The organism is Stenotrophomonas sp. YJH_SMC_10 (genome assembly GCF_059371555.1).
This window is the reverse complement of the sequence record NZ_JCAFUS010000002.1, coordinates 125,810-139,971: the sequence shown is the minus strand read 5'-3', so window position 1 is coordinate 139,971 and position 14,162 is coordinate 125,810. Positions and strand designations below refer to the sequence as shown.

At 67.2% G+C, this 14,162-nt stretch carries 14 protein-coding genes; 8 read left to right on the top strand and 6 right to left on the bottom strand.

What is annotated here, in order from left to right:
• Positions 1 to 75 precede the first annotated feature (75 nt).
• The gene (gene murJ / locus AC5P9C_RS03980; RefSeq protein WP_343542296.1) at positions 76 to 1,680 is read right to left on the bottom strand and encodes a murein biosynthesis integral membrane protein MurJ; all 1,605 of its coding nucleotides are present in this window, start codon (positions 1,678 to 1,680) and stop codon (positions 76 to 78) included.
• 117 nt (positions 1,681 to 1,797) lie between these two features.
• Between murJ and rpsT the strand changes: the two genes are divergently transcribed.
• Positions 1,798 to 2,067, top strand: a complete 270-nt coding sequence (rpsT, locus tag AC5P9C_RS03975) for a 30S ribosomal protein S20 (RefSeq protein ID WP_005408560.1) — start codon at positions 1,798 to 1,800, stop codon at positions 2,065 to 2,067.
• Positions 2,068 to 2,297: 230 nt separating this feature from the next.
• On the opposite strand, the gene cgtA is transcribed toward rpsT, so the two are convergent.
• From cgtA to rplU, 3 genes are all read right to left on the bottom strand, one after another.
• On the bottom strand, positions 2,298 to 3,350 hold the full coding sequence (gene cgtA / locus AC5P9C_RS03970; RefSeq protein ID WP_053506132.1) for an Obg family GTPase CgtA: 1,053 nt from the start codon (positions 3,348 to 3,350) through the stop codon (positions 2,298 to 2,300).
• Positions 3,351 to 3,527: 177 nt separating this feature from the next.
• Entirely contained in the window at positions 3,528 to 3,791 is a 264-nt protein-coding gene (rpmA, locus tag AC5P9C_RS03965; RefSeq protein WP_005408558.1) for a 50S ribosomal protein L27, read from the bottom strand.
• Between the two features lie 18 nt (positions 3,792 to 3,809).
• Positions 3,810 to 4,118 carry a 50S ribosomal protein L21 gene (gene rplU, locus AC5P9C_RS03960; RefSeq protein WP_005408557.1) on the bottom strand — a complete coding sequence of 103 codons (309 nt, stop codon included), beginning with the start codon at positions 4,116 to 4,118 and terminating at the stop codon, positions 3,810 to 3,812.
• A 317-nt stretch (positions 4,119 to 4,435) separates the two neighbouring features.
• Between rplU and uvrA the strand changes: the two genes are divergently transcribed.
• The 3 genes from uvrA (at position 4,436) to AC5P9C_RS03945 (ending at position 8,665) form a co-directional block, all read left to right on the top strand.
• The gene (uvrA, locus tag AC5P9C_RS03955) at positions 4,436 to 7,435 is read left to right on the top strand and encodes an excinuclease ABC subunit UvrA (protein ID WP_049469058.1); all 3,000 of its coding nucleotides are present in this window, start codon (positions 4,436 to 4,438) and stop codon (positions 7,433 to 7,435) included.
• Positions 7,435 to 7,842 (top strand): acyl-CoA thioesterase, encoded by a 408-nt coding sequence (locus AC5P9C_RS03950; RefSeq protein ID WP_206631636.1) that lies wholly within the window; start codon positions 7,435 to 7,437, stop codon positions 7,840 to 7,842. Before uvrA ends, AC5P9C_RS03950 begins: the two co-directional genes overlap by 1 nt.
• A 97-nt stretch (positions 7,843 to 7,939) precedes the next feature.
• On the top strand, positions 7,940 to 8,665 hold the full coding sequence (locus tag AC5P9C_RS03945) for an enolase (protein WP_164688185.1): 726 nt from the start codon (positions 7,940 to 7,942) through the stop codon (positions 8,663 to 8,665).
• Between the two features lie 504 nt (positions 8,666 to 9,169).
• On the opposite strand, the gene AC5P9C_RS03940 is transcribed toward AC5P9C_RS03945, so the two are convergent.
• Positions 9,170 to 9,616, bottom strand: a complete 447-nt coding sequence (locus AC5P9C_RS03940) for a copper chaperone PCu(A)C (RefSeq protein WP_053462458.1) — start codon at positions 9,614 to 9,616, stop codon at positions 9,170 to 9,172.
• A gap of 34 nt (positions 9,617 to 9,650) precedes the next feature.
• Here AC5P9C_RS03940 and AC5P9C_RS03935 point away from each other — a divergent pair, with 34 nt between their 5' ends.
• The 4 genes from AC5P9C_RS03935 (at position 9,651) to AC5P9C_RS03920 (ending at position 13,418) form a co-directional block, all read left to right on the top strand.
• Entirely contained in the window at positions 9,651 to 10,427 is a 777-nt protein-coding gene (locus AC5P9C_RS03935; RefSeq protein WP_049469053.1) for an enoyl-CoA hydratase/isomerase family protein, read from the top strand.
• A gap of 152 nt (positions 10,428 to 10,579) precedes the next feature.
• Positions 10,580 to 11,479, top strand: coding sequence for an acyl-CoA thioesterase II (gene tesB, locus AC5P9C_RS03930; RefSeq protein ID WP_343540645.1), 900 nt, complete (start codon positions 10,580 to 10,582; stop codon positions 11,477 to 11,479).
• A 4-nt stretch (positions 11,480 to 11,483) separates the two neighbouring features.
• Complete coding sequence (locus AC5P9C_RS03925) at positions 11,484 to 11,993, top strand: pathogenicity-like protein (RefSeq protein WP_343540643.1); 510 nt, start codon at positions 11,484 to 11,486, stop codon at positions 11,991 to 11,993.
• A 207-nt stretch (positions 11,994 to 12,200) separates the two neighbouring features.
• The gene (locus AC5P9C_RS03920; protein WP_343540641.1) at positions 12,201 to 13,418 is read left to right on the top strand and encodes an RNA polymerase sigma factor; all 1,218 of its coding nucleotides are present in this window, start codon (positions 12,201 to 12,203) and stop codon (positions 13,416 to 13,418) included.
• A 51-nt stretch (positions 13,419 to 13,469) separates the two neighbouring features.
• On the opposite strand, the gene AC5P9C_RS03915 is transcribed toward AC5P9C_RS03920, so the two are convergent.
• The gene (locus AC5P9C_RS03915; protein ID WP_057494147.1) at positions 13,470 to 14,030 is read right to left on the bottom strand and encodes an EF-hand domain-containing protein; all 561 of its coding nucleotides are present in this window, start codon (positions 14,028 to 14,030) and stop codon (positions 13,470 to 13,472) included.
• Positions 14,031 to 14,162 lie beyond the last annotated feature (132 nt).

Below are 14,162 nucleotides of genomic sequence, written 5' to 3'. Positions count from 1 at the left end.
CAACTCTCGTTCCGGCCCGGTCGGGGCCGCCGCTTCAATGGTGTAACCCTGAAGTATAGCCGCCACACGCCGCGATCAATGACCGCGCAGGTCGCGCGGGCGGAAGCCCATCGCCAGCATGGCCAGCAGATAGGTCAGGCCGCCGCCGCCGACCAGCAGCATCAGGCCGCCGATCCGGTGCCATTTGTCCATGCCGGTGAAGTCGGGGACCCAGTGCAGCAGGGCCAGCAGCACGCCGACCATGGCCAGGCAGGCCACCAGCAGCCGCACCAGATAGCGGCCCCAGCCCGGCCGGCGCTGGTAGACATCGGTCTTGCCCAGCCAGTACCAGAGCAGGCCCAGGTTCAGGTAACTGGACAGCGCACTGGCAATGCCCAGCGCCAGGTGCAGGCCCGGCTGCTTGCCGATCGCCGTCATCACGCCCTGCGCCTTCAGCGCGTCGGGCACCATTACCTGGTACAGCACCGCCAGCAGCGCGAAGTTGAACACCATGTTGGCCACCAGCGCGGCCACGCCGGCACGCACCGGGGTCTTGGTGTCCTGCCGCGCATAGAACGCCGGCAGCACCACTTTCAGCAGCGCGAACGCCGGCAGGCCGAAGCTCAGGCCGTATACCGACAGGGCGGTCATGCGGGTATCGAAGGCGGTGAACTGGCGGTACTGGAACAGCGTGGCGATCAGGGGCTCGGCCAGCAGCACCAGGCCCAGCATGGCCGGCACGGAAATCAGCAGGGTCATGCGCAGGCCCCAGTCCAGCGAGCGCGAGAAGCCCTCGCGGTCGGTGCTGACGTGGTGGCGGGCCAGCGCCGGCAGGATCACCGTGCCCAGGGCCACGCCGAACACGCCCAGCGGCAGCTCCAGGAAGCGGTCAGCCAGCGACAGCCAGGACTGCGAGCCGTCGGTCAGCTTGGCGGCAATGAGGGTATCCAGCAGCAGATTGATCTGCGCCACCGACGAACCAAACAGCGTCGGCACCATCAGCGTCAGCACCTTGCGCACCCCCGGATGGTTCCAGCCCCAGCGCGGCAGGGTCAGCAGGTTGATGCCCTTCAGCGAGGGCAGCTGGAACAGCAGCTGCAGGATGCCGGCGGCCAGTACCGCCCAGCCCAGCGCCAGGATCTGCTTTTCCGGCGTGCCGCCCAGGCGTGGCGCCAGCCACAGCGCGCCGGCGATCATGCACAGGTTGAGGATGACCGGGGTCAGCGCCGGCATCGCAAAGCGCTGGAAACTGTTCAGCGCACCACCGGCCAGCGCGGTCAGCGACACGAACAGCAGGAACGGGAAGGTCATCCGGAACAGGTCGACCAGCAGGGTCTGCTTGACCGGGTCGGTATCAGCGCCACTTGAGAATGCCACCGCCAGCTGCGGTGCGAAGATCAGCGCCAGGGCGGTCACCAGCATCAGCACCCCGCCCAGGGTGCCGGCGGTACGGGCCATCAGTTCGCGCAGTTCGGCGTGGCTGCGGGTTTCCTTCACTTCGGTGAACACCGGCACGAAGGCGGTGGAGAAGGACCCCTCGGCGAACAGCCGGCGCAGGAAATTGGGTATCCTGAAGGCAACCCAGAACGCATCGGTAACCGCATTGGTGCCGAACGTGGTGGTGATCACCTGGTCACGGACAAGTCCGAGCACCCGCGAGACCATGGTCATGCTGCTGAACGACAGCAGGCCCCGCAACATCTTCGGTGAACTCACTCAGCGTCCCTCTTGACAATCGACTTGACGTGCATTTCTCGGGCCATCATACTAGCCAGCTTGCTGTTCCCATAACACCGATTTTTTCAGGAAACCACCACCGTGGCCAATATCAAGTCCGCCAAGAAGCGCGCCAAGCAGACCGTCGTGCGCAACGCGCGCAACGTGGCTCAGCGCTCGATGCTGCGCACCGCTGTCAAGAAAGTGATCAAGGCGCTGGACGCCAACGATGCCGCCGGCGCTGAAGCCGCCTTCGCCGTTGCCCAGCCGATCCTGGATCGCTTCAGCGCGCGTGGCCTGATCCACAAGAACAAGGCTGCTCGCCACAAGAGCCGCCTGAACGACCGCATCAAGGCCCTCAAGGCCGCCTGATCCGGCGTTGCCGCCCTGCCCTTCGGGGCGCGGCAGCAGACAAGAACCCGGCCTCGGCCGGGTTTTTTGTTGCCTGCGCGATCCGGGCGATCCCAGCGGGCCCGCGCGACCGGTAGTGCCGGCCGCTGGCCGGCGGTTCACCGGGATTGCCGGCCAGCGGCCGGCACTACCCAACAAAAAACCCGGCCGGAGCCGGGTTTCTGCCAACGCCAGTCGGCCAGCCGTCGACGTTACTGCGCGTCGCGGGCTTCCTGTTCTTCTTCCTTCTGGCGATCGAAGAAGGCCATGATCCGGCTCATGATCGGGAAGGTGCCTTCGCGCCCCAGCGCGGAAACCAGGAACCACGGCTCCTTCCAGCCCAGCTCGGCGACGATCTGCTCGGCCGCGGCCTGCGCCTCGTCTTCGAACATCAGGTCGGCCTTGTTCAGCACCAGCCAGCGCGGCTTGTTGAGCAGCTCCGGGTCGTGCTTTTCCAGCTCGCGCTCGATCGCACGCACCTGCTCCACCGGCGAAATACCTTCCACGCCGCCTTCCATCGGTGAGATGTCGACCAGGTGCAGCAGCAGGCGGGTGCGCTGCAGGTGGCGCAGGAACTGCGCACCAAGACCGGCGCCATCGGCCGCGCCTTCGATCAGGCCGGGAATGTCGGCAATCACGAAGCTGCGGTGGTTCTCCACCTTCACCACGCCCAGGTTCGGATACAGCGTGGTGAACGGGTAATCGGCCACCTTCGGCGTTGCCGCCGAAACGGCACGGATCAGGGTGCTCTTGCCGGCATTGGGGAAGCCCAGCAGGCCGACATCGGCCAGCAGCTTCAGCTCCAGCTTCAGCGTACGCTCTTCGCCCGGCTCGCCCGGCAGCGCCTGGCGCGGCGAGCGGTTGGTCGAGCTCTTGAAGTGCATGTTGCCCAGGCCACCGCGCCCGCCCTTGGCCACCAGCAGGCGGTCGCCGTGCCGGGTCAGGTCGCCGATGATCTCATCGGTGGCAACGTTGATGATCACGGTGCCGACCGGCACGGTGATGGTCAGGTCTTCGCCCCCCTTGCCATAGGCCTGGCGGCCCATGCCGTTTTCGCCGCGCTGCGCCTTGAAGATGCGGTCATGGCGGAAGTCGACCAGGGTGTTCAGGTTTTCGTCGGCGCGGATGTACACGCTGCCGCCCGCACCGCCGTCGCCGCCGTCCGGGCCGCCGAGCGGAATGAACTTCTCGCGACGGAAGCCAATGCAGCCGTTGCCGCCGTTGCCGGCGAACACTTCGATTTCTGCTTCGTCTACCAGTTTCATTGTTTCGATGCCTGCGATGGGCGCGGCCTGCTGGCCGCCGCCTTGAATGTCATGCCGGCTGCGGGCCGGCAACCCGGCCCAGCCGGTCTTGCTTCAACTCTAACGAAAAGCCCCGCCGAAGCGGGGCTCTTCATGCAGCACTCCCATGCCGGGGCACGGGTGCCGGCGATGCCTGGATCAGGCGTCGGCCGAGACGATGCTGACGGTGCGACGCTTCTTGGCGCCCTTGACCGAGAACTCCACCTTGCCGTCCACGAGGGCGAACAGGGTGTGGTCACGGCCCAGGCCAACGCCGGTGCCCGGGTGGAACTGGGTGCCGCGCTGACGCACGATGATGTTGCCGGCTTCGATGGCCTGGCCGCCGAAGATCTTGACGCCCAGGTACTTCGGGTTGGAGTCGCGACCGTTGCGCGAGGAGCCTACGCCCTTTTTATGTGCCATGACTGCTTCTCCTGATGCTTAGCCGGCGATGCCGGTGATCTCGATTTCGGTGTAGTACTGACGGTGACCCTGACGCTTCATGTGGTGCTTGCGGCGACGGAACTTGATGATCCGGACCTTGTCAGCACGACCCTGGGACAGGACCTTGGCGGTGACGGCAGCGCCCTTCAGCGCATCGCCCAGCTTCACGCCGTCGCTGTCACCCAGCATCAGGATGTTGTCAAACTTGATCTCGCTGCCGACTTCGACTTCGAGCTTTTCAATGCGGAGCTTTTCGCCCTGCGCCACGCGGTATTGCTTACCGCCGGTGACCAGTACTGCGTACATGACCAGGCCTTCCTCTGTAGTTATTGTGGTCTGAGCTGCCGCCATCGAGGGCGGACAGGAGCGGGATTGTACGCAGATCAGCGGGCGCGGGTCAAGTCAACCCCTGAACGCCGAAGGAGACGGGACCGGAACAGCGCCAGAACCCCTGTCACGCCGTGAAGAGGGATCTGACCCCTGCCTGACGGCCTGTCTCACCCGATGAGACACCGGGCTGGCATTGTGGCCCATTGCCCCCATCTGGTCACCTCGGTAGGCTGACCGATTGCCGTTCCCTGCTGGCCCGGCACCCAGCCAACGCCCCCACAACCGGATCCCCCATGGCGATGGATTTCATCCGCATCCGCGGCGCGCGGACGCACAACCTGAAGAACCTCGACCTCGACCTGCCCCGCGACAAGCTGATCGTGATCACCGGCCTGTCCGGCTCGGGCAAGTCCTCGCTGGCGTTCGACACCATCTATGCAGAAGGCCAGCGCCGCTACGTCGAGTCGCTGTCGGCCTATGCGCGCCAGTTCCTGAGCGTGATGGAAAAACCGGACCTGGACCACATCGAGGGCCTGTCCCCGGCGATCTCGATCGAGCAGAAGTCGACCTCGCACAACCCGCGTTCCACGGTCGGCACGATCACCGAGATCTACGACTACCTGCGCCTGCTGTACGCCCGCGTCGGCACCCCGCGCTGCCCGGACCACGGCTATCCGCTGGAGGCGCAGACGGTCAGCCAGATGGTCGACCAGGTGCTGACCCTGGACCCGGAACAGCGCTACATGCTGCTGGCGCCGGTCATCCGCGACCGCAAGGGCGAGCACGCCCAGGTGTTCGACCAGCTGCGCGCGCAGGGTTTCGTGCGTGTGCGCGTGGATGGCGAACTGCATGAAATCGACGCGGTGCCGCCGCTGGCGCTGCGCCAGAAGCACACCATCGAGGCGGTGATCGACCGCTTCCGCCCGCGCGAGGACATCAAGCAGCGCCTGGCCGAGAGCTTCGAGACCGCGCTGAAGCTGGGCGATGGCATGGCCTCGGTGCAGAGCCTGGACAGTGCCGACGCTTCGCCGACGCTGTTCTCCTCCAAGTACTCCTGCCCGGTCTGCGATTACTCGCTGCCGGAGCTGGAACCGCGCCTGTTCTCGTTCAACGCACCGATGGGCGCCTGCCCCGGCTGCGACGGCCTGGGCATGGCCGAGTTCTTCGATCCTTCGCGCGTGGTGGTGCACCCCGAATTGTCGCTGGCCGCCGGTGCGGTGCGCGGCTGGGATCGTCGCAACGCCTATTACTTCCAGCTGATCGCCTCGCTGGCCAAGCACTACCGGTTCGACGTCGACGCGGCATGGAACTCGCTGCCGCAGAACGTGCAGCAGGCCGTGCTGTACGGCAGCGGCGATGAGGCGATCACTTTCACCTACTTCACCGAAGCCGGTGGCCGCACCCAGCGCAAGCACCGCTTCGAGGGCATCATTCCCAACCTCGAGCGCCGCTACAAGGAAACCGAATCGCCGGCGGTGCGCGAAGAGCTGTCCAAGTACATCAGCGAACAGCCGTGCCCGGAATGCCATGGCGCGCGCCTGAACAAGGCGGCACGCAACGTGTTCGTGGCCGACCGCCCGCTGCCGGAGCTGGTGGTGCTGCCGATCGACGAGGCGCTGAAATTCTTCAGCGAACTGAGCCTGCCCGGCTGGCGTGGCGAGATCGCCGCGAAGATCGTCAAGGAAATCGGCGAACGCCTCGGCTTCCTGGTCGACGTCGGCCTGGATTACCTGACCCTGGAGCGCAAGGCCGACACCCTGTCCGGTGGCGAGGCGCAGCGCATCCGCCTGGCCAGCCAGATCGGCGCCGGCCTGGTCGGCGTGATGTACGTGCTCGACGAACCATCGATCGGCCTGCACCAGCGCGACAACGAACGCCTGCTCGGCACCCTCACCCGCCTGCGCGACCTGGGCAACACGGTGATCGTGGTGGAGCATGACGAGGACGCGATCCGCCTGGCCGACTACGTGCTGGACATCGGCCCGGGCGCGGGCGTGCATGGCGGCGAGATCGTCGGCCAGGGCACGCTGCAGGACATCCTGGAGGCACCGCGCTCGCTGACCGGCCAGTACCTGTCGGGCAAGCGCGCGATCGAGATCCCGGCGCGCCGGCACAAGCCGAACCCGAAGATGACCCTGCACCTGCGCGGGGCCAGCGGCAACAACCTCAAGGGCGTGGACCTGGCGATTCCGTCGGGCCTGCTGACCTGCGTGACCGGCGTGTCCGGCTCCGGCAAGTCGACCCTGATCAACGACACCCTGTTCTCGCTGGCCGCCAACGAGATCAATGGCTCCTCGCACCCGGTCGCCCCGTACAAGGAGATCGATGGCCTGGACCTGTTCGACAAGGTGGTGGACATCGACCAGTCGCCGATCGGACGCACCCCGCGTTCGAACCCGGCGACCTACACCGGCCTGTTCACGCCCCTGCGCGAACTGTTCGCACAGGTGCCCGAAGCCCGTGCACGTGGCTACTCGCCGGGCCGCTTCAGCTTCAACGTGCGCGGTGGCCGCTGCGAGGCCTGCCAGGGCGACGGCCTGATCAAGGTGGAGATGCACTTCCTGCCGGACGTGTACGTGCCCTGCGACGTCTGCCATGGCAAGCGCTACAACCGCGAGACGCTGGAGATCCTGTACAAGGGCTTCAACATCAACGACGTGCTGGAAATGACCGTCGAGGATGCGCTGAAGCTGTTCGAACCGGTGCCGTCGATTGCACGCAAGCTGGAAACGCTGGTCGACGTCGGCCTGAGCTACATCAAGCTGGGCCAGAGCGCGACCACGCTGTCCGGTGGTGAAGCACAGCGCGTGAAGCTGTCCAAGGAGCTGTCGCGCCGCGATACCGGCCGCACCCTGTACATCCTCGACGAGCCGACCACCGGCCTGCACTTCCACGACATCGAAGCGCTGCTGGGCGTGCTGCACAAGCTGCGCGACGAGGGCAACACGGTGGTGGTGATCGAGCACAACCTGGACGTGATCAAGACCGCCGACTGGATCGTCGACCTGGGCCCGGAAGGCGGCCATCGCGGTGGCACCATCCTGGTCACCGGCACGCCGGAAGACGTGGCCGCCTGCCCGCAGTCGTACACCGGCCAGTTCCTGGCCCGCATGCTGCCCTCCACCAGCGCGCGCCCGGAGCAGCCGGCCGCCGTGGCCAACAAGCCCGACGCCCGCCCGCCGCGCAAGGTGAAGCCTGAAAAGCCCGCCAAGGTGGCGAAGAAGGCGGTGGCCGCCAAGAGCACCGGCAAGACCAGCAAGACCGCAACTGCCAGCAAGAAGAAGGACGCCTGATGAGCAGCGAACACAAGATCCTGGCCCGCATCCCGATCAGCGTGCGCTGGCGCGACATGGACAGCATGGGCCACGTCAACAACGCCAAGTACATTTCCTACCTGGAGGAGGCGCGCGTGCGCTGGATGCTCGGCGTGGACGGCGTGTCGATGACCGACCGCATCGCACCGGTGGTGGCCGCGACCAACGTCAATTACCGGCTGCCGATCGTGTGGCCCAACGACATCCTGGTCGAGCTGTTCGTCGAGCGCCTGGGCAACAGCAGCGTGACCATCGGCCACCGCATCGTCGACCAGCAGGACGCGTCGAAGCTGTATTCCGACGGCAACGTGGTGGTGGTCTGGATGGATACCCAGACCGGCAAGAGCGCGCCGCTGCCCGACGCGATCCGCAACGCCTCTACCTGACACACCCTGGTAGGTGCCGACCTTGGTCGGCACGCTTCGGCGGCAATGAGGTTGCCGGCCAGCGGCCGGCACTACCGACACTGATCAAAGGACTGACATGATCCACCAGACCGAACTGCGCGACCTGCTGCCCGGCATGGTCCCCTTTCCCACCGACGTGTTCCCCGCCGACCAGGCCTGGCTCGGCCAGCATCTGCTGCCGTTGCTGAAGATCGACCTGGGCCTGCTGCGGCCGGAACTGGCCGGCCAGGTGGCAACGATGCTGTGCCCGATCGAGCCGTATGACGGCTGCATCGGCGAGACCACCGAAGAACACCACAACGAGTTCACCGGCACCAACTGGATCGCCTTCGAACTGACCGCCGGCAACGAGATGCGCTTCCTTGGCAACGAGGGCTATTTCATCGGCGATGCGGTACAGGACAAGGACGCACAGGAACACATCGCGCAGATGCGCGAGAGCTACGCCAAGGCCCGCGACTACCATGCCGCGCACGGTCGCCTCGCCTGCTACTCGCGCTATGGCAAGGGTGAGGCCAGCGAGCGCGATTACCTGGATACGCTGGGTGGCCCCATTGGTTTCGGCAACTGGACCGAGACCGCGGAGATTCCCGCAGCCTTCGAACTGGGCTTCACCGAGGCGGCCGATGACCCCAACGCTGCGGACGATGCCGAAACGGTGATCATCACCCGCAATGGCAACAAATTCTTCGCCGTGGCCGACGTAGCCGGCTACAACTGGTGCGCCACCGGCGCCGATGCGATCGTGATGTTGTACGAGCCGGAAAGCCGCACCGTGCTGTTCTCGTACGACTGGTCGTAAGCCTCTTTGGCGTTGCCCGTGCTGCCGGCCAGCGGCCGGCACTACCATCCCGCTACGGCGCGACCTTCGCCGATGCGATCGTGATGTTGTACGAGCCGGAAAGCCGCACCGTGCTGTTCTCGTATGACCGGTCGTAAGCCTCTTTGGTAGTGCCGGCCGCTGGCCGGCATTGCCCGTGCTGCCGGCCAGCGGCCGGCACTACCATCCCGCTACGGCGCGACCTTCGCCGATGCGATCGTGATGTTGTACGAGCCGGAAAGCCGCACCGTGCTGTTCTCGTACGACTGGTCGTAAGCCTCTTTGGTAGTGCCCGCCGCTGGCCGGCATTGCCCGTGCTGCCGGCCAGCGGCCGGCACTACCATCCCGCTACGGCGCGACCTTCACCGATGCGATCGTGATGTTGTACGAGCCGGTCTCGTGCGACTGGTCGTAAGCCCCTTGGTAGTGCCGGCCGCTGGCCGGCATTGCCCGTGCTGCCGGCCAGCGGCCGGCACTACCATCCCGCTACGGCGCGACCTTGCGCACGGTCAACGTCGCGTTCGCTTCACCACCGCCCTCCAGCTGCAGCCGCAGCGGCAGCGCCTGGCCTTCCTTCAGCGCGCCCTTGCCCTGCATCAACATCAGGTGCAGGCCACCGGGCTTGAGCTCGGCACGCGCGCCCGGCGCCAATGGCAGGCGTTCAACGGCCCGCATCCGGCTGACCCCGTCGACGATCGTGGTCTCGTGCAGCGACACATCTCCGAATCCACTGCTGGTCGCGCCGGTGATTGCCACCGCGCTGCTGCAACCGTTGTGGATCACGCCATAGCCGGCGGTCATCGGCATCGCTGGATTCGGTGGCAGCCGCGCCCAGCCCCGCTCCATCGTGACGCAGGCCGGCTCAGCAGCGGAAGCCGATGCTGCGGCCGCACACAGCACCAACAGTACGCCAACGAATGGTTTGGTTATCATCGCCCAGGTTCCTTCTTCGCAACGAGACCGCAGCATGACGACGCTCATCGAGGTGATCAACCATGGCCCCATCCGCGAACTGCGCCTGGCGCGGCCGCCGGTCAATGCACTGGACACCGACCTGTGCCGGCAGTTGATCCATGCCATCGAGCTGGCCATGGCCGAAGACGCGCACGGCATCGTGCTGTCGGGCAGCGAGCGCGTCTTCACCGGCGGCATGGACGTGCCGCACCTGCTCTCGCATGGCGATGACAAGCACAAGCTGCTGGACACCTGGAACGCCTTCTTTGGCGCCGTGCGCACGCTGGCCGAGAGCCGCATTCCGGTGGTCGCGGCGATCACCGGCCACGCCCCGGCGGGTGGCTGCGTGCTGGCGTTGTGCTGCGACTACCGGGTGATGGCGCGCAGCGCCGATCCGTCGCGCCCGTATGCCATCGGCCTGAACGAAGTACAGGTCGGCCTGATTGCACCGGAAGGCATCCAGCGCCTGCTGCGCCGTGCGGTGGGCGTGCACCGCGCTGGCGCGCTGCTGACCACCGGCGCGTTGGTGCCGGCCGAACAGGCGCTGCAGATCGGCCTGGTCGATGAGCTGGCCGAAGGTGATCTGGTGGTGGCACGTGCCGTGGCCTGGCTGCAGAACCTGCTCAGGCAGCCGCGCCAGCCAATGCTGCTGACGCGCGCGATTGCCCGCGCTGACCTGCACGAAGCGCTGCACCCGGACCTGATCCAGCTCGACCGCTTCGTCGAAGCCTGGTTCGCCCCGGATGCGCAGAACGCCCTGCAGGCGCTGGTCGCCCGGCTGGGCAAGTAAACGGCAGTGCTGGCCGCTGGCCGGCATCCGCAGCCCCCCCAAGAGGATCATGAGGTTGCCGGCCAGCGGCCGGCACTACCGAAGATGGGGCCGCCGCCCTGACCGGTATAATCAGGCCCTCTTTCACTGCTGTGGCCGCCCCCTTGAACGACATGCCCGAACCCGTCGTCTCCGAGCTGATCGACCTGCTCACGCTGGAGCGGCTGGAGGACAACCTGTTCCGCGGGCAGAGCCGCGACATCGGCACCAAGTACGTGTTCGGCGGGCAGGTGCTGGGGCAGGCGCTGGCCGCCGCGCAAGCCACGGTCGACAACGGCCGCCACGTGCACTCGCTGCACGCCTACTTCCTGCGCGCCGGCAACATCGACCACCCGATCGTCTACGACGTGGACCGTACCCGCGAAGGCGGCAGCTTCTCGGTACGCCGGGTCACCGCGATCCAGCACGGCAAGGTGATCTTCTTCTGCGCGGCCTCGTTCCAGCAGGCCGAGACCGGCGCCGAGCACCAGCACAAGATGCCCGAAGTGCCGCAGCCGGAGGACATCGAACCGAACCGGCCGCTGCCGGCCGAGGTGCTGGAACGCCTGCCGATCAAGGTGCAGCGCTGGCTGTCGCGTGGAGGTCCGTTCGAGTTCCGCCATGTCTATCCGCGCGACGAACTGAACCCGCCCAAGCGTCCGCCCTACCACCAGGTGTGGCTGCGCCTGAGCGAGCCGGTCGGCGATGCCCCGGAGCTGCACCAGGCCCTGCTGGCCTACGCCTCGGACTTCCACCTGCTGGGCACGGCGACCTTCCCGCACGGCATCAGCTACTACCACCCCCACGTGCAGATGGCCTCACTCGACCACGCGATCTGGTTCCACCGCCCGTTCCGTGCCGACGACTGGCTGCTGTACTCGCTGGACAGCCCCAGCGCACAGGATTCGCGGGGCCTGGCCCGCGGCCAGTTCTTCACCCGCAACGGCGTGCTGGTGGCCAGCACCGCGCAGGAAGGCCTGATCCGCGTCGTACCCGACCAGGCAGCGGCGGCCGCCGTGCCGGCCAAGGAGTGATCCGATGCGCCAGATCTTCAGCAGCCAGCGTGTGGAAACCGTCGAAGGCGTGGCCGAGCTCCTGCGCGGGCATGGCATCGACGTCAAGGTGACCAACGGGCGCTCTTACAAGACCCGCCGCCGTGGGCAGTTCAGCTATACCGACCTCGGCAACGCCAACGCCTACCCGGCGGTGTGGATCGTGCGCGCCTACGACCAGCCGCGCGCGCGCGAGATCCTGCGCGAGGCGCGCCTGCTCGACACCACCCGCCGCGACCACCCGACCGCCGAGTTCGCCTTCCGCGATGCCCCGGAACAGGGCGGCGGCGGCCGCAGCTGGGCCTGGCGCATCCGCATCGCCCTGCTGGTGGTGATCGCCGGTGTGGCGCTGGTGATCGGCCTGCGCCACCGCAGCGCCCCGGCCCCGGCCCCGGTGGCGCCGGCGCCCGCTCCCCAGACGCAGCCGGCCCAGCCGGCCCCGCAGGCAGCGCCGGAAGAGGAAGAAGTCCGGGTCCGCATCCAGCCATCGAAATAACCCACGGGTCGGCCGGCCGCTGGCCGGCAACTGCAAAAAGGGGACGGAGGGGATTAAGTCGTTTGTGGCACAAACGACTTAATCCCCTCCGTCCCCTTTTTTGTCGTGAGGTTGCCGGCCGGGGGCCGGCACGACCGTGCAGAAAGCCGGTCACACTTCGCGCGCGGCTCCGTCATGGGACACAATCCCAGCAGGAGAGCCGCCGCCATGACGACGTTCGCCGCATCGATCGACCAGACCCTGGAACGCGAACTGCCCGCCGCCGCCAGCGGTTGCCAGCACGCCTACGGCCGCATCGTGCTGGCCTGCCAGAACACGGTCACTGCCATCGCGCTGGCCATCACCCGCGACCGCCAGGCCAGCGAAGACATCGCACAGGAAGCCTTCGTCAAGGGCTGGCAGCAGCTGCACCAGCTGCGCAGCTCGACCAGCTTCCTGCCCTGGCTGCGGCAGATCACCCGCAACCTGGCCCGCGACTGGCTGCGTGCCCAGCGTGGCCGACCGCTGACCGGCGAGGCGGCCGAGGTGGCGATGGGCATGGCTGCCGACCCGGCCCCGGGTGCCGCCGACCGCCTGCAGCGGGTGGAGGAAGAGATCGCCGCCGAGGACATCATCTCGGCGCTGCCCGCCGACAGCCGCGAAGTGCTGCTCCTGTACTACCGCGAAGGCCAGCGTTCGCAGCAGGTGGCCGACCTGCTCGGGCTCAGCGACGCAGCCGTGCGCAAGCGCCTGTCGCGCGCCCGCGCCCTGGTCCGCGACGGCCTGCTGCAGCGCTTCGGTGAGTTCGCACGCAGCAGCGCGCCGAGCGCTGCATTCGCCACCGCGGTGGTGTCGATGGTCCTGGTGGCCGCGCCCGGCACCGCCAGCGCCGCGATCCTGCTCGGCACCGGCGTCGGCGTGGGCGGCAGCAAGCTGGGCCTGGGCGGCGTCAGTGCCGCAGGCGGCGCAGCCATGGGTTCACTGACGGCCGCCGCCAGCCAGCTGCACCTGATACCCGCCAGCAACTGGGCCGCCGTTGCCGGGGGCGTCGTCGGTGGCATCATCGGCAGCTATCTGGGGGGCCGCTTCCTGCTGCGCTTTGCAGACACCCCGCAGGAGCGGGCGGCCGTGCGACGGTTCGTGCACCTCAATACGTTCACTGCGATGGTCGTCTGCACCAGCCTGCTGGTCTCGCTGATGCTGCAGGTGCCGCTGTGGCTGCAACTTGCCATTCTCGTCATCGGCCTGGGTACGGTGAACTACCAGTGCCTGGTGCCGCTGCAGCGCCTGATGGCCCCCATGATCGCGCGCGATTCGGCGCGGCGCAGCCGCAGCGGAACCAACTGGCAATACGAATCCGTCTACGGGCGCACCGGCATCATCGGGGCGAACGTCTTCGTGATCGGTCTGGTGGTGTATGCGCTGATGCGCAGCGGAAACGTATGACGGACAACGCCGGCACTCTGCCGGCGTTGTCGTCATTCACTGCGTTGAGCCTCAGCGCTGCGGCGCCGGTGCGCCACCGTCACGCGGGCCGCCATGGCGGGGGCCGCCATGCATCGGGCCCTTGGCCGCATCGAACTCGGCCTTGCTCAGCTGGCCGTCCTTGTTGGTGTCGGCGGCAGCGAACCAGGCATCACGATGCTGCTTCATGCGCAGCTCGCGGTCGGCCTTGTCCAGGTAGCCATCCTTGTTCAGATCAAGCTGGTCAAAACGCGCGGCCAGGCGCGGATCGGCCTTGGCTTCCTCGCGGCTGATGCGACCGTCCTTGTTGACGTCCAGCGTGGCCCAGCGCTCACCGCCATGGCCGCGGCGGCCATGCTGCCAGCGCGGCAGTTCGTCGCGCGAGAGCTTGCCGTCCTTGTTCTTGTCCAGCTCGTCGAACTTCGCTGCCAGGCGCGGGTTGGCGGCCGCCTCGCTGCGGTCGATGACGCCGTCACCGTTGGTGTCCAGCTTGGCCGGGCGCGGTGCCGGCGTGGCCGGGGTGTCGGCGGCCAGCGCGATTCCGGAAGCAGAGGTGCCCAGCAACAGGGCCAGCAGCAGGGGGGTACGGATCATGAGGTCACTCCTGGGGATGGGAACAGCGTCGGGGTGATCACTTCACCCTCGAGGGACAACAACGCCCGGACGCGACATCGGTTGACGCCGCTGCCGGTTCCGTTCATCCGGCGGACAGTCGCCGCCACTGCG